This is a genomic window from Nocardioides sp. YR527, from assembly GCF_900101045.1.
Lineage (GTDB): Bacteria > Actinomycetota > Actinomycetes > Propionibacteriales > Nocardioidaceae > Nocardioides.
In genome coordinates this window covers 372,994-393,363 of the sequence record NZ_FNFN01000004.1, presented here as the reverse complement: position 1 = coordinate 393,363, position 20,370 = coordinate 372,994, and the positions used below count along the sequence as shown (strand labels likewise).

15 protein-coding genes are annotated in these 20,370 nt (G+C 71.3%); 5 read left to right on the top strand and 10 right to left on the bottom strand.

Annotated elements, in window-relative coordinates; translation table 11 throughout:
* Positions 1-45 precede the first annotated feature (45 nt).
* The 4 genes from BLT25_RS14470 (at position 46) to BLT25_RS14455 (ending at position 7,245) form a co-directional block, all read left to right on the top strand.
* Complete coding sequence (locus BLT25_RS14470) at positions 46-2,103, top strand: adenylate/guanylate cyclase domain-containing protein (RefSeq protein WP_176883894.1); 2,058 nt, start codon at positions 46-48, stop codon at positions 2,101-2,103.
* Positions 2,100-3,512, top strand: coding sequence for a mechanosensitive ion channel domain-containing protein (locus tag BLT25_RS14465; RefSeq protein ID WP_091047086.1), 1,413 nt, complete (start codon positions 2,100-2,102; stop codon positions 3,510-3,512). Before BLT25_RS14470 ends, BLT25_RS14465 begins: the two co-directional genes overlap by 4 nt.
* A 9-nt stretch (positions 3,513-3,521) precedes the next feature.
* Complete coding sequence (gene nhaA / locus BLT25_RS14460) at positions 3,522-5,405, top strand: Na+/H+ antiporter NhaA (RefSeq protein WP_256328607.1); 1,884 nt, start codon at positions 3,522-3,524, stop codon at positions 5,403-5,405.
* Positions 5,406-5,970: 565 nt separating this feature from the next.
* Positions 5,971-7,245, top strand: a complete 1,275-nt coding sequence (locus BLT25_RS14455; RefSeq protein ID WP_091047083.1) for an HNH endonuclease signature motif containing protein — start codon at positions 5,971-5,973, stop codon at positions 7,243-7,245.
* Here the strand turns inward: BLT25_RS14455 and BLT25_RS14450 are convergent.
* Together BLT25_RS14450 and BLT25_RS14445 are read right to left on the bottom strand one after the other, a co-directional pair.
* A complete protein-coding gene (locus tag BLT25_RS14450; protein WP_218131339.1) occupies positions 7,242-8,630 on the bottom strand; it encodes a hypothetical protein in 1,389 nt (462 codons plus the stop codon). The genes BLT25_RS14455 and BLT25_RS14450 overlap by 4 nt on opposite strands.
* Before the next feature lie 452 nt (positions 8,631-9,082).
* Positions 9,083-9,628, bottom strand: a complete 546-nt coding sequence (locus BLT25_RS14445) for a DoxX family protein (protein ID WP_091047078.1) — start codon at positions 9,626-9,628, stop codon at positions 9,083-9,085.
* A gap of 91 nt (positions 9,629-9,719) precedes the next feature.
* On the opposite strand from BLT25_RS14445, the gene BLT25_RS14440 reads away from it, so the two are divergent.
* Positions 9,720-10,586 (top strand): hypothetical protein, encoded by an 867-nt coding sequence (locus BLT25_RS14440; RefSeq protein ID WP_091047075.1) that lies wholly within the window; start codon positions 9,720-9,722, stop codon positions 10,584-10,586.
* Between the two features lie 23 nt (positions 10,587-10,609).
* Here BLT25_RS14440 and BLT25_RS14435 read toward each other — a convergent pair whose 3' ends face one another.
* From BLT25_RS14435 to BLT25_RS14400, 8 genes are read right to left on the bottom strand one after another with little or no spacing between them, the layout of a single operon-like run.
* On the bottom strand, positions 10,610-12,259 hold the full coding sequence (locus BLT25_RS14435; RefSeq protein ID WP_091047074.1) for a PucR family transcriptional regulator: 1,650 nt from the start codon (positions 12,257-12,259) through the stop codon (positions 10,610-10,612).
* 42 nt (positions 12,260-12,301) lie between these two features.
* A complete protein-coding gene (gene menC / locus BLT25_RS14430; protein ID WP_091047637.1) occupies positions 12,302-13,423 on the bottom strand; it encodes an o-succinylbenzoate synthase in 1,122 nt (373 codons plus the stop codon).
* Between the two features lie 11 nt (positions 13,424-13,434).
* Complete coding sequence (locus BLT25_RS14425; protein WP_091047071.1) at positions 13,435-14,241, bottom strand: hypothetical protein; 807 nt, start codon at positions 14,239-14,241, stop codon at positions 13,435-13,437.
* Positions 14,238-15,386 carry a M20 family metallopeptidase gene (locus BLT25_RS14420; RefSeq protein ID WP_091047069.1) on the bottom strand — a complete coding sequence of 383 codons (1,149 nt, stop codon included), beginning with the start codon at positions 15,384-15,386 and terminating at the stop codon, positions 14,238-14,240. Before BLT25_RS14420 ends, BLT25_RS14425 begins: the two co-directional genes overlap by 4 nt.
* Positions 15,387-16,772 carry a serine hydrolase domain-containing protein gene (locus tag BLT25_RS14415; RefSeq protein WP_091047067.1) on the bottom strand — a complete coding sequence of 462 codons (1,386 nt, stop codon included), beginning with the start codon at positions 16,770-16,772 and terminating at the stop codon, positions 15,387-15,389.
* On the bottom strand, positions 16,772-17,512 hold the full coding sequence (locus tag BLT25_RS14410; RefSeq protein ID WP_091047065.1) for an ABC transporter ATP-binding protein: 741 nt from the start codon (positions 17,510-17,512) through the stop codon (positions 16,772-16,774). Before BLT25_RS14410 ends, BLT25_RS14415 begins: the two co-directional genes overlap by 1 nt.
* Positions 17,509-19,362, bottom strand: a complete 1,854-nt coding sequence (locus tag BLT25_RS14405; protein WP_091047063.1) for a dipeptide/oligopeptide/nickel ABC transporter permease/ATP-binding protein — start codon at positions 19,360-19,362, stop codon at positions 17,509-17,511. Before BLT25_RS14405 ends, BLT25_RS14410 begins: the two co-directional genes overlap by 4 nt.
* Entirely contained in the window at positions 19,362-20,369 is a 1,008-nt protein-coding gene (locus BLT25_RS14400) for an ABC transporter permease (RefSeq protein WP_091047060.1), read from the bottom strand. The genes BLT25_RS14405 and BLT25_RS14400 overlap by 1 nt, the downstream gene beginning before the upstream one ends.
* Position 20,370: the final 1 nt, after the last annotated feature.

Sequence of the window (20,370 nt, the reverse complement as noted above, 5' to 3'; positions counted from 1 at the left end):
GTCAGTAGGCGGGGCTTCGGCAGCATTCAGTCCAAGCTGCTGCTGATGCTGGTGCTGACCAGCGTGCTGTCGACGATCGTGGTGGGCTACTTCGGCTATCGCAGCGGTACGCAGGCGCTCGAGGACTCCACCCGCAGCCGGCTCCAGGACGTGCTCGACGAGCGCGCCTCGCGGGTCTCGGCGATGATCAACAACGTCTCCGGCGGCGTGACTCTCGACAGCCAAGGCGTCGGACCCGAGTCGATGGCCGACTTCAGCTCGGCCTACGACGAGCTGGCGCGCGGCACGGTGAACCCGGCCGACACGGCGGCGCTGACCCGCTACTACAACGACTACTACGCACCTCATCTGCAGGAGAACCTCGGCGGTGAGATCAACGCCGAGGCGTTCATCCCGACCTCCCCCGCGCGGACCTACCTGCAGGCGCGCTACACGGTCGAGGCGACCACCGAGACCGACACCTCACGTCCAGTCTCCGACATCGACGACGCCGGTGACGGCTCGGCCTGGACCGCGGCCAACAAGAAGTGGAACCCCTACTGGCGGGCCGTACGCGACTCGCTCGGGCTCGACGACGTGATGATGATCGACACCGACGGACGCATCGTCTACACGACCGACAAGGGTTCCGACCTCGGCAGCGACGTCGATACCGGCGAGCTCCGCGACGGGGCGCTGGAGTCGCTGTGGCGCGAGGCGCTGAGGTCCAACAATCGCGACTACGTGGCGATCTCGGACTACGAGAGCTACCAGCCGGCGTTCGGCAGGCCACGGATGTTCGTCGCCTCCCCGATCGGCACCGGCGGCGACGCGACCGGCGTGCTGGTCTACGAGGTCTCCTCCAACGCGATCACCATGCTCACCACCGGGTCCGGCACCGCCGAGAAGGTCACCGGCCTCGGCGAGACCGGCGAGTCCTACATCGTCGGCACGGACGGCGTCCTGCGCACCAACTCCCGCCGGCTGCTCGCCGATCCGAAGGCGTTCGCCGGGCAGATGCGCGAGAACGGCGCCAGCGAGGAGACGGTCGACAAGATGCTCCGGATGAAGCTGGCCGTCGGGCTGCTCTCCGCGGGGCCCGACATCTCCGCGGTCGCGAAGGACGGCAGCACCGGCGTCGCTGAAGTGACCGACTACGCGGGCAAGGAGGTGCTGGCGGCGTACGAGCCCCTCGATGTCGAAGGCCTGGACTGGTCGCTGGTCGCGACCATCGAGACCGAGGAGGCGCTCGCGCCCGTGCAGGGGTTCGCCCGCAACGTACTGGTGGCCACGGCCGCGGTGATCCTGCTCGTGTGTGCCATCTCGATCCTGCTGGCGCGGGTCTTCACCCGCCCGGTCGGGCGGCTGATGCGCGGGGTCCGCGCCGTGGCCGGCGGTGATCTCGGCGCTCAGGTGGACGCCGGGTCGCGCGACGAGTTCGGCGACCTGGCGACGGCGTTCAACGACCTCAGCGCGAACCTGGCCGCCAAGCAGGAGCTCGTCGACGCCCAGCAGGCGGAGAACTCCCGCATCCTGCGGTCGCTGATGCCCGAGGCCGTCGCCGACCGCTATCAGCACGGGGAGACCACGATCTCCGCCGAACATCAGAACGCCTCGGTCGTCTACACCGAGATCGACGGCTTCGACGCGTTCGCCGGCAAACGACCCGCCGAGGAGTCGCTGGCCATGCTCAAGGAGCTCTCCGCCGGCTTCGACGCGGCCGCCCACCGCGCCGGGATCGAGAAGGTACGCAGCGTCGGCACCGGCTACATCGGCAGCAGCGGCCTCATCGTCCAGCGCGTCGACCACGTCCGTAGGGTCGCCGACTTCGCCGTCGACGTGGCGCGGATGGTCGAGCGCTTCAACGTCACCAACGGCGCCAACCTGGTCCTGCGCGCCGGGGTCCACACCGGTGACGTACGCGGTGGGCTGGTCGGTCAGGGCGACATGGTCTACAACCTGTGGGGCGAGGCGGTCGACCTCGCCTACCGGGTCCGCACCATCGCCGGCGAGGCCGGCATCTACGTGACCGACGAGGTCAAGAACCAGCTCTCCTCGGCGTACGACTTCGAGAAGGTCGGCACCATCGACGACCGGCCGGTGTGGCAGGTGGTGCTGTCATGACCCACATCGTCGACGTCGGCGGCACGTCCTGGTTCGGGTGGGCGATGGCGCTCATCGTCGGGCTGCCGATCCTGCTGCTGGTCCTCTCCGAGGTCCACCTGCGCCTGGTGCGCCGCGGCAGCGGGCTCGCGGCCCCTGTGAACCGGCTGCGGCTATGGCTGCTGCCCGGAGCCGGGCTGCTGGTGCTGCTCACCCAGGTGGGCAGCCTGCCGGCCGACAACAACGGCGTACGCATCGTGGCGACGGTCGTCGGGGTGCTGGCGGTGAGCATCGCGCTCGGCGCCCTCAACGCGCTCCTGTTCGACAACGCCGACCGGGGCAGCTGGCGCGAGCGGCTGCCGGGGATCTTCGTCGACCTCGCCCGGCTCGTCCTGGTCGTAGCCGGCGCCGCGATCGTGGCCTCGATGGTGTGGGGCTTCGACGTCGGCGGGCTGTGGGCGACTTTGGGTGTCGGGTCGATCGTGATCGGCCTCGCGCTGCAGAACGCGATCGGCAGCGTCGTCTCCGGGCTTTTGCTCCTCTTCGAGCAGCCCTTCCGGCTCGGCGACACCCTCGACGTCGCCGGCGCCAGGGGCCGGGTCGTCGAGATGAACTGGCGCTCCACCCACCTCGACACCGGCAGCGGGGTCCAGGTCATCCCCAACTCCGCGCTGGCCGCGGCCTCGTTCACCAACGACAGCCGTCCCACCCGCGCTCACGACCACACCTTCAGCCTGGACTTCGGGGCGGCCGACCCTCCGCACGAGGTCGTGGAGACGGTGACGACGACCGCCGCGGCGCTGCCGTCGCTCCGGCCCGGGTCCGTCGCGACGGTGCGCGCCACCGGTGGCGGCGCCTATGACGTGACCCTGCCGCTGGCCAGCGCCTCCGAGGCCGGCATCGCGAGCTCGACGCTTCGCACGCAGCTCTGGTACGCGGCCCGCCGGGCCGGCCTCACCCTCGACGGCGTCACCCCGGTGACCCGCCCGACGGCCGATGTCGAGGCGGCGCTCCGGTCGGTCTCGACCACGCTCGAGCTCACGGATGAGGAGGTCGAGGCGCTCGCGCCGCAGTGCCGCCTGAACACGTTCGGCGCCGGCGAGCACATCGTCCGCCCGGGACGAGTGCCGACGACGTACGGGTTCGTGGCCAGCGGCGTGGTCGAGGTGACCGCTCCCGCCGGCTCCTCGGGTGGCTCCGGCGGCACGGTCGTCGTGGCGCGCCTCGACCGGGGCCAGGTCGTCACCGCCGAGGCGCTCCTGGGCGAGAGCGCCATCCTGACCGCGACGGCGCTCACCCTGACCGAGGTCCTGGAGCTGCCGCTCGTGGTGGTCGACCAGCTCGTCGTGGCCAAGCACGGCGTCGCCCGGCGGCTCAGCGAGGTGGCCGAAGCGCGGCGCGCCAACACGGCGGATGGTCAACGCGCCTAGGATCCCCCTGTGGGGAAACAGCAGACGAAGTGCCGGCGTGACGACGACCTGACCGGGCAGCTCGGCACCAGGCTGCGGCACTTCATGCATCTGGAGTCGACCAGCGCCACGCTGCTGGTCATCGCCTCGCTGCTGGCGCTGGCCTGGGCCAACTCGCCGTGGTCGCACGGCTACGAGCACCTGTGGGAGACAGTGGTCTCGGTCCGGTTCGGCGACGTCGGCCTCTCGATGAGCCTGCACCACTGGGTCAACGACGGCCTGATGGTGGTCTTCTTCTTCGTCGTCGGCCTGGAGGTACGCCGCGAGCTCGCCGTCGGCGAGCTCACCGACCGTCGCCGCATGGTGGTCCCGCTGATCGCAGGCGCGGGCGGCCTGCTCCTGCCGGCGCTGATCTACGTGCTGCTGAACCCCTCCGGTGAGGCGGCCCGCGGGTGGGGCATCGTGATCGGCACCGACACCGCGTTCCTGCTCGGCATGCTCGCGCTGGTCGGGCCGGCGGTCTCCACCCAGCTGCGGATCTTCCTGCTCACGCTGACCGTCATCGACGACATCGTCGCGGTCAGCGTGATCGGCGTCGCCTACACCGAGCAGCTCGAGATCGGGCCGCTGGTGGTGGCCGGGCTGGCCCTCGTCGGGATCTTCGTGCTCGACCGGGTGAAGGTATGGCGGGCCGGGCCCTACGTACTGCTCGTCCTGATCGCCTGGGTGGCCACCCTCGGCGCCGGCCTGCATGCCTCGATCGCCGGGATGCTGGCCGGTCTGCTGGTGCCGGCGGCGGAGCCGACCCGGGCCCAGATGGAGGTCGCGACCTCGCGGTTCCGGGCCTTCCGGCAGTCGCCGCTGCCCACGCTGCAGCGGGAGACCCGCGACGAGCTGACCCGCACGATCTCGGTCAACGAGCGGCTCCAGGAGACGCTGCACGTACCGACGAGCTATTTCATCGTGCCGGTCTTCGCGCTCGCCAACGCAGGCGTCGACCTGCGCGACGGCGTGCTCGGGGAGGCGCTGAGCTCGCCGGTGACCTGGGGCGTCGTGGCCGGCCTGGTCCTGGGCAAGACGCTCGGGATCGGCGGCGGCGCACTCGTGGCCACGCGGCTGCGGCTCGGGCAGCTGCCCCAGGGCGTCGGCGGCGGCCATGTTCTCGGCGGCGCGGCGCTGTCGGGGATCGGCTTCACCGTCGCGCTGCTGATCACCACCCTCGCCTTCGACTCCGAGACGCTTCAGCGCGATGCGATCGTCGGCGTACTCCTCTCCGTGGTGCTCGCCTCCGCGCTGGGCTGGGTGATCTTCCAGCTCTCCGCGCGCTTCCTCGGCCAGCGCGACGCGGCGCTGCCGAAGGTGCTCTCGACTCCGGTCGACCCGGAGCGCGACCACATCTACGGGGCCGAGGACGCCGAGATCACCCTGCTCGAGTACCTCGACTACGAGTGCCCCTTCTGCGCCCGCGCCACCGGCACCGCCAACGAGGTCCGCGACTACTTCGGGCCGCGGATCCGCTACGTCGTACGCCACCTGCCCCTCCCCCAGCATCCGCACGCCGAACTGGCCGCGGTCGCCGCCGAGGCCGCGGGACGGCAGGGTCGGTTCTGGGAGATGCACAAGCACCTCTTCGACCACCAGAACGAGCTCGAGCACCAGGACCTGGCCGGCTACGCCGGAGCCCTCGGGCTCGACGTCGAACAGTTCCTCCGCGACCTCGAGGACCCGGACCTGGCCGAGCACGTCCGCGAGGACATGGCCTCGGCCAACGACAGCGGCGCCCGCGGCACGCCGACGTTCTTCGTCGGTACGCACCGCCACGAGGGTCGCTACGACGCCCGCACTCTCATCGCCGAGCTCGAGCGCTCAGCTACCGGCGAGACCGCTCGGCTCGGGATCCGCTCGCGCCGCTGAGGTTCTGCCTCGCTCCCTCGCTGGTCTCGCCGCGCTCCATCGCTGGTTGAGCGGCGCTCCATCGCTGGTCGAGCCGCCCGCCCCGCTGGTCGAGCCGCGAGCGCCAGCGAGCGTGTCGAGACCAACACGGTCGCTTCCGGGTCTGGTCGGGGTGTTTCGACCTTGTTGAGTTCGTTCTGGCAGTTGTCGGGGACTGTTTCTTCGGGGGACCGTGGGCCGCCGACCCTTTCTGGAGGGTGTTCTCGATCTGGTCCGGCGTCAAGGACGCCCTGCGGGCGCCGGCTTCGCCGGCCGCTTCGCGGTCCTGGACTCCGGACCAGATCGAGAAAAGATTTGGCTGGCTATCGGGGCGGCGGCCCGGGTGTGGCGCGGAAGATTCTTGATGGGATTGGTGGGGCTTGTAGGGGTGGAGGGGTGGCCCTTCGGGCCACTTACCATCCACAGAAACGAGGCCGTTCGCTCACCGCGAAACTGGCATCTGACCTGCACCTATAGGTGGCTAGGTATCCCCTCGCGGGCGTAGACTCAGACCCATCACAACACACCTCTGAAGGGAGGGATCACGATGAGTCTCGAGCACGACCTCGACCACTGGGGCAGCCACCCCGGTGATGCGATTGACGCTGCTCTGGCTGTCATTGAGTCCTCCCTCCGCGACCTGCTCGCCACCGACCCCACCTACTGGCGAACCTCGACCAAGAAGGACCTGCTGGCCCGGCTGGAGACCATCCAGACCCAACAGGCCGCGCTGAAGCTCCGGGTGTTGGCCACGGCCGGCGATATCGCCCAGGAGACCGGCGACAAGGACGCCTCCGCCTGGATGCGCGCCGAACTCTTGGTCGACAAAGCCGTGGCCCGATCCCAGATCAAACTCGCCACCAAGATCGCCAAATACGAGCTCGTCGCCGACGGTCTCGCGGCCGGTGTCGTCTCCCCGGACAAGGCCCGGGTGATCACGACGGCCCTGGACAAGATCGAGGCCGACCCGGTCGCCAGCGCCGAAGACTTGGTCCTGGCCGAGAAGCTGCTGGTCGACTACGCCACCCGGCTCACCGCGAACGAACTGGCGATCGTGGGCCGGAAGATCCTGGCCGAGATCGACCCGGCCCGGTTCGAGAACGCCGAAGCCCAAGCCCTCCTCGCCGAGGAAGAACGCGCCCAGCAGAAGACCGCGCTCCGGGTGTGGGACAACCACGACGGAACCGTCGGGTTCGACGGGGTGCTGCCGGTCTCGATGGGGTTGAGGTTCAAGCGGCTGGTCGAGGCCTACGCCCAGCCCCGCAAGCAACAGCTTGTCGAGAAGGGCGCGGGACTGCCGCCCTGGGAACGGTTGATGGGGCAGGGGTTCTCCCGCCTGTTGGAGACCCTCGACCCCGCCGCGCTGCCCCGCCACGGCGGCGACGCCACCACCCTCAATGTGGTGATCTCGCTCGAGGAGCTCCGCAAAGACCTCGGGATCGCCAGCCTGGGCTACGACGAGGCCAACGGCACCGCCATCAGCGCCGCAGAAGCCCGGCGGATGGCGTGTAACGCCACCATCATTCCCTGGGTGTTGGGCAGCGAGGGCGAGGTCCTCGACGCCGGCCGAGCCAGCAGATTCTTCCAACCCATCCAACGCAAAGCGCTGCGGCTGCAGGCCAAGTGCTGCCAAGCCGAAGGGTGTGACATGCCACCCGAATGGTGCGACGCCCACCATCTCAACCCGTGGGCGGCCGGCGGCAAGACAGACCTCAAAGACGGCGCACTGCTCTGTCTCCATCATCACCGCCTAGCCCACGCCCCGGCGTACCTCCATGAACGCCTACCGGACGGCACCATCAGATTCACCCGCCGCCCCTAACCAGCCGGCAGAGCGGTGCGCTCCGCAGGCGGGGCCATAGCAGTACGACCCCGCAGGGCGAGCCATCCCGCGAGCGCGACGACGAGGAGCATGGACACGTTGTGGGCGTACTTCGGGCCTACCGCGACATCACCGATGAGGGGGAAGTAGGTGAACGCCAGCAACCCCCGCTCGAGCAGGAACGCAGCACCGACCGCCGCGGTGTGCCGGATCGTCCAGGCTCGCGTCTGGGCGGCAAGAAGGAGCAGCACTCCGACCGTCGCCGTCGCGGTCGCCGCGCCGATCACGCCCAACCAGGTCGCAGGCATGAGATCAGGAATGAGCGCGAGGACGAACGCGACACCGAGGACCAACCAGATCGAGACGCCAGGCTTCCCGGGACCGGCGTGGTCCTCCTGGTGGCGCCGACCGACGATGACGGCGAGGATCACCAGAGCACCGACCAGCCCTGCCATGGCGAGCAGCTGAGCCTTGCTCCCCGACCGTGACTCCGGGTCGGTCACGATCAGCACGGCGGCGACGGCGTACGCGATCGCGGCAAAGGTGATGCCGACCGGACCCAGCCACGGCTTCCTGGCCCGTGCGGGCACCCATGCCTCAGCCAGTGCAACAGGCGCGGCGAAGCTGAAGATCACGTGCCCGACGATGAAGGAGTAGGCGTTGTAGCCGCTGAGCCCGACGGCCGGGATGAGGGTCGGCTCACGGTTCTCCTCCCAGCCCTCGTAACCGCCGTAGTCGACGCTGAACAGCGACTGGTCGATGAGGCCGGCCTGTGCCGTGCCCAGAGCTGCGAAGATCAGCAGCAGGCTCGGCCAGCCCCAGCCGAGGCGGCGCACCAGGTCTCGGGCGAGCAGCGCCGGCGCTCCGTAGAGCGCGCCGAAGAAGACCAGCGCGAAGGCGATCCCTCCCGGGTCCCCCGTGCTGTCCCCGTACGCTGCCAGCAGCTCGGCTCCGATCCCGCACAGCACCAGCAGACCCGTGACCTGGAGTACTTTGCTCCGGTCACGGCGAGGTCGCTCACCGGCTGTCCCCACCGGCGACCGTCCTGCCACCAGCCGCCGGACCAAGGCGTACGTCGCGGCAGCCAGCCCCACCACCTGGACCCAGCGTGCCACGGCAACCGGCAGCCCGCGGTCACCGACCAGGTCCGACCCGAGTCCGGCGCCGATCGAGGCTACCGTCACGACGGCGACCGCGACCACACCGAGGACGGCGCCGGCACTCCCCCGCCACCACCAGCTCACCCCTGCCGCGACCAGCAGGATCGGCAACCCTGGCGTGATCCGGATGCCGCCATCCGCCGTCGGCGGGCCGACGACACCCAGTCCGAGCAGACCGACCGCGGCGACCAGGAGCGCTACCGGGACCATCTGTTGCCGACGCATGAATCCAGGCTAGGAACGAGCCGGCGTCGCGGCATCGTCCTTCCGTCGCGACCTCGCTCGACTTTGGTCGCGCCGAGTCGGCTCATCCTGACCGACTCCCCCGCCGAGTCGGCTCATCCTGACCGACTCCCCCGCCGAGTCGGCTCATCCTGACCGACTCCCCCGCCGAGTCGGCGCGTCATGACGAGCCGACTCGGCGTCGGACCTCGTCAGTTTGCGCCGACTCGGCGTCGGGCCTCGTCAGTTTGCGCCGACTCGGCGTCGGACCTCGTCAGTTTGCGCCGACTCGGCGTCGGGCCTCGTCAGTTTGCGCCGACTCGGCGTCGGACCTCGTCAGTTTGCGCCGACTCGGCGTCGGACCTCGTCAGTTTGCGCCGACTCGGCGACGGGCCTCGTCAGTTTGCGCCGACTCGGCGTCGGACCTCGTCAGTTTGCGCCGACTCGGCGACGGGTCAGGCGTCGTCGGCGGGGGCTTCGTCGGCGGGGGCTTCTTCGGCGGGGGTGTCCTCGCGCTGCGGGCGCCAGAAAGCGGCGAGGAGCAGGGCGGTGCCGGCGACGCCGCCGCCTAGCGCTACCGCGCCGCCAACCCAGCCGTCGTAGACGATGTCGAGGGACGCATCGAGCGAGATCGTCCCGGGTCCTGTGACGCCGAGCACGACTGCGACGACGGCCAGGATCATGACGTACTCCCAGCCGTCCTTGAAGACGAAGAACCCGTTGGGGCGGTGCGCCAGCAGCGCGGCCACGAGCATCACCGCGACGACGGCGGCTGCGGCCAGCGGCGTGATCAGGCCCAGGATCAGGAGTACGCCGGCCCCGATCTCGGTCACCACGCTGGCCCACGCCTGCAGGGTGCCGTGGCGAAGGCCGAGGCTCTCGAACCAGCCTGCGGTGCCGGCGATCTTGCCGCCTCCGCGCCAATGGTTGACGCCGTGGGCGATCATCGTGCCACCCACCGCGAGCCGGAGAAGCATCAGAGCCAGGTCGACGGGGTCCATCACAGAGTTCCTCGGTGTTGTGGGGTTGGAGTGGCCCACCCTAGGAGTAGTCCGGTCATGATCCGCGCAGCGACGCCGTAGGCTCACCCGAATGCTGCTGCTCGGAGTCGTTCTCGCCCTGGGCTCGGCGATCGCCCACGCAGCCTGGAACACGGCGTCGAAGACCATCGCCCCCGCGGGGAGACCGGCGCTGTGGGCGGTTGCGATCGTGGAGAGCTGCCTGGTCGTCACGGTCACCTCGGTGGTGATGATCGTGCGCGGGCACGGCATCGCGGTGTCCTGGGAGCTCCTCCTGCTCTCGCTCGGCAGCACCGCGATGCACGCGCTGACCATGGGCCTGGTCCAGGTCGCCTACCAGGACTTCGACGTGAGCCAGATCTACCCGCTCTCCCGCGGCCTGGCCCCGGTCGTGGTGGCGCTCACCGGCATGGTGGTGCTCGGGCAGTGGCTGAGCTGGGCGCAGTGGGGTGGCGTACTCCTGATGGCGGCGGCGGTCGGGGCGCTGCTGTTCGAGACCGTCCGCACCAGGGGCTCACTGCAGGCGAAGCCGCTGCTGTGGTCGGGCTGCATCGCCGTATCGATCGCCGGCTACACGACCTACGACGGCTGGGTGGTCGTCGAGCGCGGCCTCGACCCGATCGCCTACTACGCGGTCGGCACGGTCATCCAGGTGGTGCTGTGGAGCGTGATCGTGCGCGGCAAGTACGCCGAGGGGCTGCGCCAGGCGAGGATCCATGCCCGGACCGTGGCCGTGCTCGCGGTGCTGATCCCTACCTCGTACGTCCTCAGCCTCTACGCCACCTTGCACGCGCCGGTCTCGCTGGTGGCGGCCGTCCGCAGCTCGAGCCTGATCTGGGTCGCGCTCTCGGCAGCGTTGGTGCTGCACGAGCCGATCGGGAAGGTACGCATCGCCGCCACGGTCCTCGCCGCGGCGGCCGTGGTCGCGATGGTGGTCTGAGCGGGACCCGTCGGTGCGGAGCCTCAGCGCAGCGCCAGGAGTCGCAGCTGGAGCGCCGCCCCGAAACGTTGCTCGGGGTCGGCGAGGTCCAGGCCGCTGACCTGCTCGAGCCGGCGCAGCCTGTAGCGCAGCGTGTTGGGGTGGATGAAGAGGGCGGCGGCAGCGGCGCGTACGTCGCCGTTCGCGTCCAGCCACGCGTCCAGGGTCTCGGCAAGACCGGAGTCGTTGCGCTCGTCGTAGTCGAGGAGCAGCGCGATCGGGCCGACCGGACGCTCGTCCCGGGCGGCGGCGAGGTCGCGGAGCTCGAGGAGCAACGACTGGGTGTAGACGTCGGCGAGCCGCGCCACCGAGCGCGTCTCGCCGCCCGGGGCGACGCCGTCGCGAAGCACCCGCATGGCCCGGGTCGCGGCCTCGCGGGAGGCGACGATGGCGCTGATGTCCGAGCCGGCACCACCGACGCCGACGACGACCGGCAGCCGCGTGCCGAGACGCTCGCAGAACTCCCCGGCCAGCCGGGCGGCCCGTTCCTCGGGCTCGGAGCCGTCGCCGGGGAGCGGGACCAGGGCATGGACGATGCCGCCGACGACCGCGACCGCCGAGGCCGGCACGGCGGCCGAGAGGTGCACCGCCAGCGCGTCGGCGGCACGCTCGAGCGTGCTGGCGCCGCCCGGGTCGGGTTCGTGATCGTGCTCGGCCGACGGCTCGTGCCGCAGGGCCAGGGCGAGCACGACGACCGGCCGCCCGGCGAGGCCGAGCCGGCCCAGCGCGTCTCGAGCACCGGCCGCGCCCTCGAGGACCGAGCTGACCAGATCCGTACGCAACCGCCGGTGCACATCGGCGCCGGCCCGCACGCGCAGCATGTGGAGCGCGACCAGGCTGGCGGCGTCGCGCAGCGCCGCGCTCCGCTCGGGCGTGACCTCACCGTCCATCGCCGCCCAGATCGAGCCGAGGACCTCGTCGCCGGCACGGACCGCGATCGCGACACGCTGCTTGCTGATCCTGTCCTCGTCGAGCCGGGCCGGGTCGACGACGACGGGGCGGTGCTCGCGGTAGAGCTCGCGGAAGACGCCTAGGTCGGTGAGCATCCGGGCGTAGCGTTCGGGAACCTGGCGGCCGATGACCGTCTCGACCCGCGAGGCGTCGGCCTCGTCCTGACGGCCGGAGAAGGCCAGCACCCGCGAGCTGCGGTCCTCGATCGTCACCGGCGCGTCCAGCAGCGCGCCGATCGCGTTGGCGACCGCGAACAGGTCGCCGGAGGGCAGACCACCGAGCGTCTCCGCCTCAGCCGGGCCGATGTCGCCCTCGGCGAGGAGCGAGCGCAGCAGTGCGGTCAGCTGCGCCCAGGTCGCGCCGCGGCGCAGGCCGAGCAGGGCGGTCCGGCTCTCCTCGACCGCGGCAGCCAGGGCATCGGTCAGCACGACGGGGGCGCGGACGACCAGCCCGACCGCCCCGCGGCGGCCCACCTCGCGAACGAGCTCGGGCAGCTCGCCCGACCGCACCCCGACGGCCAGCACCAGCGCCCCGGCGGGGTGCACCGGCTCGTCGTCGGGATCGTGGATCACCACGCCGCCGATCTCACCGTCGTGGGCCGGGTCGCCGGCCAGCAGCTCCAGCAGGGTGTCGCCCAGGTCGTCGAGAACGCGGCCCAGACTCGCGCGCGGACGCTGGCTCACGCCCGGAATACTAGTGCCGGATCCCAACACGACGCATCAGGGCTACGCACCGAGCGGGATCCATTCGGTCGAGGTGGTGAACGACTCCAGGACCTCCGGGATCGGAGTGACTCCCAGCCCCGGTCCGGTCGGGACGCTCATATGGCCGTCCTCGATGGTGAGCGGCTCGGTGATGTCGGTGCGATAGAACCGGTCGGAGGCGGAGATGTCCCCGGGCAGGGTGAACCCCGGCAGCGCGCCCAGGGCAGCGTTGGCGGCGCGCCCCAGCCCGGTCTCGACCATGCCACCGCACCAGACCGCGAGTCCGTGCGCGGCGGCGAGGTCGTGGATGCGTACGGCCTCCAGGTAGCCGCCCACGCGGCCGGGCTTGATGTTGATGATCGAGCAGGCACCGAGCGAGATCGCGGCGGCGGCCGTCTGTGCGGAGACGATCGACTCGTCCAGGCACACCGGGGTGCGGATCTCGCGGGCCAGCTTCGCGTGGCCGAGGACGTCCTCCTCGTCCAGCGGCTGCTCGATGAGGAGCAGGTCGAACGGATCCAGCTTCGCCAGGTGGCGGGCGTCGCGCAGCGTGTAGGCGGTGTTGGCGTCGACCTGCAGCGGGATGTCGCCGAACCGCTCCCGGACCGCGGCCACCGGCTCGATGTCCCAGCCCGGCTCGATCTTGAGCTTGATCCGCACGTAGCCCTCGTCCAGGTAGCCGCCGACCACGTCCAGCAGGTGGGGTACGGAGTCGAAGATGCCGACCGAGACACCGCTCGGCACCCGGTCGTGCACGGCGCCCAGCTCGCGGGCCCAGGACCTCCCGGCCGCGCGCAGCTCCGCGTCGAGCAGCGCCATCTCCAGCGCCGCCTTCGCCATCCGGTGTCCCTTGAACGGGTGCAGCACCTTTCCCACCGCGCACGCCCCGTGCCGCTCCAGCTCACCGCCGGCCGCGGCCAGCGCGGGGAGCAGGAACCGACGGAGCACGTCCGCGGTCGCCTCGACGTACTCGGAGGAGTAGAGCGGGTCGGCCATCGCGACGCACTCGCCCCACCCCTCGCTCTGCGAGGTCACCGCGCGCAGCAGCAGGATGTCGCGCTCGTTCTGGGTGCCGAAGGACGTCCGGAAGGGCGACACCAGTGGCATCGACACCCGTCGCAGCTCCATCCCTTCCAGCTTCATCCCTTCCAGCTTCATTCGGTTCCTTCCTTCGGGGCTGTGCCGGTGAGCAGATATCCGTGGTCGCGGTCGAAGCCGGCGACCCGGCCCGACTCCAGCCCGCTCAGAAGCTGGTCACGGACCTTGGTACGCCACGCCCTGGCCTCGCCGGGGTCGGAGAGGCGCATCGCCTCGATGTCGCGGGGCACCTCGACCCAGGACGCACCCGGCCCGGCGGCGGCCGCAGCGACCTCGGCGATCTCGACCGGGCTGCCGTCGCACGCGGACGCGACCTGTGGCGAGTCCAGGTCCCAGTGCACCAGGATCCGGTCGCTGGCGTCCTCGGCGTCGTTGATGCCGTCGCCCATCGAGCCGTAGAAGTCGGGGAGATACTCCGCGACCCGGGTGCCGAGCTTGGCCAGGTTGAAGTAGGCGTTGCGGGCCACGAGCGGGTCGAAGGTCCACTCCATCAGCGTGATCCCACGTTCCAGGCACCAGGCCCGCTGGTGGAGCTTGAGCGCGAAACCCGCATGCCGACCGGCCATCTCCGGGACCACGCCGGCGATATGGCTGTGCATCGTGCGGGCGGCCGGCACCGAGTGGAACCCGACGCAGACGCCGACCATCTCCCCGCCGGCATCGTCGAACGCGCCGGCGACGTAGCCCTCGGCCTTGCGCATCGCGCGCATCAGCTCGGACCCGAGCGGCGGATTGTCCGGAACACCCCAGATCCCGCCGAGCACCTTCTCGGCCCGCTGCAGCTCGGCGATCCCGTCGAGCTCGCGGACGGTGACCCGGGCGGCCTCGGCGGCCCGGACGTACGCCCCCCATGCCCGCGTCACGGCCGGCCTCTCGATCCGTCGGCCGGACCGCCGGCCACCTGCTCCTCGAGCAGGTCGTGCAACAGCCCGTGCAACAGCAGCGTCCGGTCGATCAGCCGGTCGACGAGCACGTGCTCGTCCTCGGCGTGCGCCCCGCCGCCGACCGCGCCGAGCCCGTCGAGCGTCGGGGTGCCGACCCCGGCGGCGAAATTGCCGTCGGAGGCCCCGCCGACCGCGGCCTGACCCGGCACCGGCAGCCCGAGCCGGGTCGCGACGGCGACCGCCCGGTCGAACAGCCGCGCCGACATGGACTCCTCCAGCGGCGGCCGGTTGATCCCGCCGTGCACGACCAGCTTCGCGCCGTCGAGCGCCGGCTCCAGAGCACGCATCCCGGCGTCGACCCGTTCCTGCTCGGCCGCGCTCCAGGCGCGTACGTCGACCGTGAACCGGGCCGCGCCCGGGACGGTGTTGAGCGTGGTGCCTGCGGATGCGGACGTCGGGGTCACCGTCGTGCCCGCGGACGGGTCGGCGAGTGCGGCCACCGCGGGCACCTGGTGGGCCAGCTCGATGGTGGCGTTGACGCCCTTGTCGGGCTCCAGGCCGGCATGGGCGGCACGTCCGACGACCTCGACCTCGTACATCGAGGTGCCTTTCCGGGCCGTCTTGAGGTCTCCGTCGCCCACCGATGCCTCCAGCACGAGGACCGCGGACGCCTCTCGGGCCTCGGCCTCGATCAGCGCGCGCGAGGACGGCGAGCCGAGCTCCTCGTCGCCGGTGACCAGGAGGCAGATCCCGTCGGGAGCCGGCAGTGCGGCGACCGCGTGCAGTGCCATGACCAGACCGGCGAGCATGTCGAAGCAGCCGGGGCCGCGCAGGACACCGTCGGTGACGGCGTACGGCATCCTCTCCAGCGTGCCGTGCGGCCACACCGTGTCGTGGTGGCCGAGCAGCAGGACGTGGGGTCCGGGCCCGAAGCGCCAGCGCAGATGGGTGACCCCGTCGACGACGATGCGCTCCGGGGGGACGCCGAGATGGGCGGCGCCGAGGCGGGCCACGACCTCGGCCGAGCGCGCCACGGCGCCCAGGTCGGTGGAGGGCGACTCGGTCTCGACCAGCTCCCGGATGTCGTCCAGGAGCCGGTGGAGATCGATCTGAGGTCGACGCATTCAGGCCTTCTTCGGGGTCGCGCGGGCGCCGAAGTGGAGGTATCGCTCGCCGGTCGGCAACGTGTAGAAGCGTACGGGGAAGTAGGCCGCGGACTTGTCGGGCTTGACCGCGAAGATCGCCTCCGCGACCGGCACCAGCTCGTGCACCTCGGGCTCGGAGGCACCTTCGAGCTCGGCGACGGGTCCGGAGACGGTCGTCCGCATCACCGGCTTGCCGTCGAGGACCAGGACCTCCTCCAGCACCGACTCGCGCGAGTACTCGCCGAGGAAGGGGGTGATGTCGACCTCGGGCGCGTCGTCGGGGATCTCGAAGCGGTCAGGGAGGCGGACGTCGGCGAGCTCGGCGAAGATCTCCTCGAAGAGGTCCTGGTAGAGCGCGATGGCGCTGGCGACGTTGGTGTTGAGCGAGACCGCGATGCCGGCCTCGGGAAGCAGCCTCAGGAACGCGGCCTGCCCGATGGTGTTGCCGTCGTGGCCGATCGCACGCGCCCCGTGCCAGTCGCAGCGGAACCAGCCCAGGCCCCACGAGTCGCCGAGCAGGTCCTTCTCCGGACAGTCGACCTGGAAGTCGGCCATCGCCGCCACCGACTCGGCGGAGAGCACCCGGGTGCCGTCCTTCGCCACTCCATCGCTCAGGTGCATCCGGGCGAAGGCGAGCACGTCGGCAGCGGTCGCGGTGATCAGACCGGCCGGGCCGCACGAGCGGGGCAGCCCCCATACCGGCGCCGGAGCGATCTCGTCGCCGGTGCCGAGGTGGCCCATCGCCAGCGCGTGGAGCATCGCCTCCTCGGGCAGGGTGCCGGTGTGGGTGAGGCCGAGCGGCGTGAAGAGCCGCTCACGCATCGCCTGGTCCCAGGTCTGACCGGTGACGACCTCGATGACCCGTCCGAGCAGCACGTAGCCGGAGTTGCAGTAGGACCAGGTCGCGCCCAGCGGGTGGTTCTGGGCGGCCTCGCCGAGTCGGGCGACGTACTTCTCCAGTACGTCGTCGCCGCGTCCGGTGTCGGTGAAGACGTCACCGTCGATGCCGCTGGTGTGGGTGAGCAGGTGGTGGATCGTGACCTTCTCGGTGACCTCGGGGTCACGCAGATCGAGATCACCGATGATCTCCTTGACCGGGGTGTCGAGGGCGAGCCTGCCCTCATCGACCAGCTGCATCACCACGGTCGCGGTCCAGACCTTGGAGATCGAGCCGATCTGCCACACGGAGTCGGTCGTCGCGGGCTGGCCGGTGCCGAGGTGGAGCACGCCGGTGGCGAGCGTGACCTGCTCGTCCTCAGCGCCGTCGCGGCCGACCCGGAGGATGCCGAGCTGGGCCCCGGGGACGCCGTGCTTCTTCGTCAGCTCGGCGAGCCGGGTCTGCCAGTGAGCGGAATCGATGGTCATCAGGTCTCCTTGGTGAGGGTGTTCGAGGTGCCACCGGGGACGGCGGCGAGAAGCTCTTGGGTATAGCGATGACTCGGGTTCTCCAGTACGTCGGCCGCCGGCCCGTGCTCGACGATGTGTCCGTGGCTCATCACCGCGACCGTGTCGGCCACGTAGCGCACCACGGCCAGGTTGTGGGAGATGAACAGCATCGAGAGGCCGAGCTCGCGCTGCATCTCGCGGACGAGGTTGAGGACGGCGCCCTGGACGGAGACGTCGAGCGCCGAGGTGATCTCGTCGGCGATGAGCACCTGGGGCCGGCCGGCCAGCGCGCGGGCCAGGGCGACCCGTTGCCGCTGGCCGCCCGAGAGGCTCCCCGGGCGCTGGCCGGCGCGGCCCGGGTCGAGATGGACCAGCCGGAGGAGGCGGGCGACCTCGCCGGCCCGTTCTGACTTCGAGGTCCGTCCGGGGATCGCCTCGGCGATGCTCTCGCCGATGCTCATCCGCGGGTCGAGGGAGGAGTAGGGATCCTGGAAGACCATCTGGACCCCGGATCGCCGTCCGGCCGGGACGCCGTCGACCAGGACGCGACCGGTGCTGACCGGCACCAGCCCGACGGCGGCCCGGGCGAGCGTCGACTTGCCCGAACCGGACTCCCCCACCAAGCCCATGATCGAGCCGTCGGGCACTTCCAGACTCACCTCGTGGAGCACCTGGGTGCGCCCGAACCGGACGCTGACCTGCTCGAACCGCATGCTCATACGCTCACCTGCTTCGTCTGCTCCATCGGGAGCGGGTCACCCGCACGCCAGCACGCGACCCCGTCGAGGAGCGCGGGCTCCTCGCTCAGGCACTGGTCGGTCGCGAGCGGGCACCTGGCGGCGTACGCACAGCCCGGGGGAAGCGCGGCGGGGTCGACCGGCTGGCCGGGGATGGTGGCCAGCGGCTCGTCCCGCGATGTGCTCATCGACGGAACCGCCGCGACCAGTGCCCGGGTGTAGGGGTGCCGGGCGTCGCCGTGGAGGTCGCCGGCGGCGATCTCCTCGACGATGCGCCCGGCGTACATCACCAGCACCCGGTCGCAGATCTCGCCGATGACGGACACGTCGTGGGAGATCAGCAGGATCGCGGTGCCGTGCTCGCGGCGTACGTCCTCCAGGAGCGCCAGGACCTGCTTCTGGACGGTGACGTCCAGGGCGGTCGTGGGCTCGTCGGCGATGATCAGCCGCGGCGTGCCCATCAGGCCCATCCCGATCATGGCGCGCTGACGCATGCCGCCGGAGAGCTCGAACGGGTACGCTTGGGCCGCCCGCTCCGGGTCACGCAGCCGCACCGCGCGCAGGCGGTCGACGGCGCGGGCCAGCGCCGCACGCCGGCCGAGGCTCTGGTGGAAGCGGCTCACCTCGGCGAGCTGCGGGCCGACCCGCATGGCCGGGTTGAGCGAGGTCATCGGGTCCTGGAAGACGACCGCGAGCGAGGTGCCGAGCAGGTCCTCGTGGTGGCCGCCGTCGTTCAGGTCGGTGCCGCAGAGGGTGACCTCGCCGGTGACCCGGCCGGGTTCCTCGACGAGCTGGGCGATCGCGAGCGCGGTGAGCGACTTGCCCGACCCCGACTCCCCCACGATCCCCACGGCCTCACCGGAACGCAGCGAGAGGGAGACGCCACGGACCGGGGTGACCGGGGCCGACGGGCCGGGGAAGGCGACAGCGAGATCGCGTACGTCGAGCACCAGGTCCTCTCCCTGCGCCGGCGACCTCGCCGGAGTCGAGCGAGCCGGCACCGACCAGGCCCGTGGCCCGACGACCGGCGTCACGCCCAAGGCACCGGCGACCGCCTCGCCGGTGAGGTTGAAGGCCAGGCCGGCGATGACGACCGCGATCCCCGGCGCGAGCGCGGCGAGCGGGTGGAGGTAGACCCCGGCCAGACCGTCCTGCATCAGCCGCCCCCAGTCGTAGGCGGGCGCCTGGACGCCGAGGCCGAGGAAGGAGAGGCCGGCGAAGGCGAGCAGCGCGCTCCCGGCGCCGATGGTGGCGTTGACGACGAGCGGCTCCGCGACGTTGGGCAGCACGTGCCGCACCAGGATCCGGATCCGGCCGAGGCCGGCGATCTCGGCCGCGGCGACATAGTCGCGAGCGGCGATCCCGGCGATCAGCGTCTGGCAGAGGCGGGCGAACGTGGGCGCACCGGCGAACCCGATCGCCAGCACGGCCCCGCGGGCACCGACTCCGAACACGGTGGCCAGGGAGAGGACCAGGAGCAGTCCGGGGAAGGCGACCAGGATGTTGACCAGCGCCGTCACCGGTCGCCCGAGCCGTGGGCCGAGCAGCCACGGCAGCGAGCCGAGCACCAGCCCGGTGAGCACCGCGATCGCGGTCGCCAGCAGCGCCAGGGTGATCGAGAGCCTGGTGGCGACCAGGACCCGCAGGAACAGGTCGCGGCCGGCGTTGTCGGTGCCGAACCAGTGCTCCGCCGAGGGCCCGGCGAGCAGGTTGTCGGTGTCGACGGCGGCCGCCCCGTCGCCGAACGCGACCGGAGCCAGGACGGCCAGCAGCAGCACCGTGGCGAGCAGGCCCGCGCCGGTCGCCCCCACCGGCGTACGCAGCGCCCTCATCACGCCTCCCCCACCGTCGAGCGGGGATCGAGCACGGCGAGCGCGACGTCGACGAGCGTGTTGACCAGCAGCACGATCACCCCGTAGACGAGCACGGTGCCCTGCACGACCGGATAGTCCTTGGTGACGATCGAGGAGACGATGGTGCTGCCGAGCCCGGGCCAGGCGAAGACGTTCTCGACCAGCACCGTGCCGGCGACCATCGAGGCCAGCAGCATCCCACCGAGGGTCAGCGTGGCGGTGACCGCGTTCGGCAGGGCGTGCACCAGGTGGATCCGGCGTGCCGGGAGCCGCTTGGCCCGTGCGGTGCGGATGTAGTCGGACTCCAGCACGGAGATCATCTCGACGCGGACGATCCGGGCGAGCATCGCGGCCGGGCCGATCGCCAGGGCGAGGACCGGCAGGACGTAGGACGCGGCCCCGTCCTCGCGGCCCGCGACCGGGAGCCAGCCGAGGCCGACCGCGAAGACCGCGACCAGCACCACGCCGATCAGGAAGTCGGGGATCGAGCCGATCACCACGCTGCCGGAGGCGAACCCCAGCGACGTACGTTGGCGGCGCCCGCGGCGCGTCGCGACCGCGACGCAGACGCCGAGCGGTACGGCGATCAGGAGAGCGAGGACGAAGGCGATCAGGCCGAGCGAGACGGTGGCGCCCAGGCGCCGGCCGATGGTCTCCCCGACAGGCAGCTGGGTCTGGATCGACTCGCCGAGGTCACCGCGGAACAGGCCGCCGAGATAGTCCAGGTACTGGGTCAGGAGCGGGTCGTCGAGGCCGAGCGCGTGCCGCCGCGCCTCGACGAGCTCGGTCGGCGCGGTCATCCCGAGCGCGGCCCGCACCGGGTCGCCGGGCACCAGATGGATCATCAGGAACGATGCGGTGACCAGCACGAACAGCGACACCAGCAGCCGGCCACCGCGGCGCAGGGCGAACTGGGTCCACCGCCCGCCCAGGGTGCCCGGCGCCCCCGTCGTCGGAGGCGCAGGCGCCGCTGGTGTCGCTGTCATC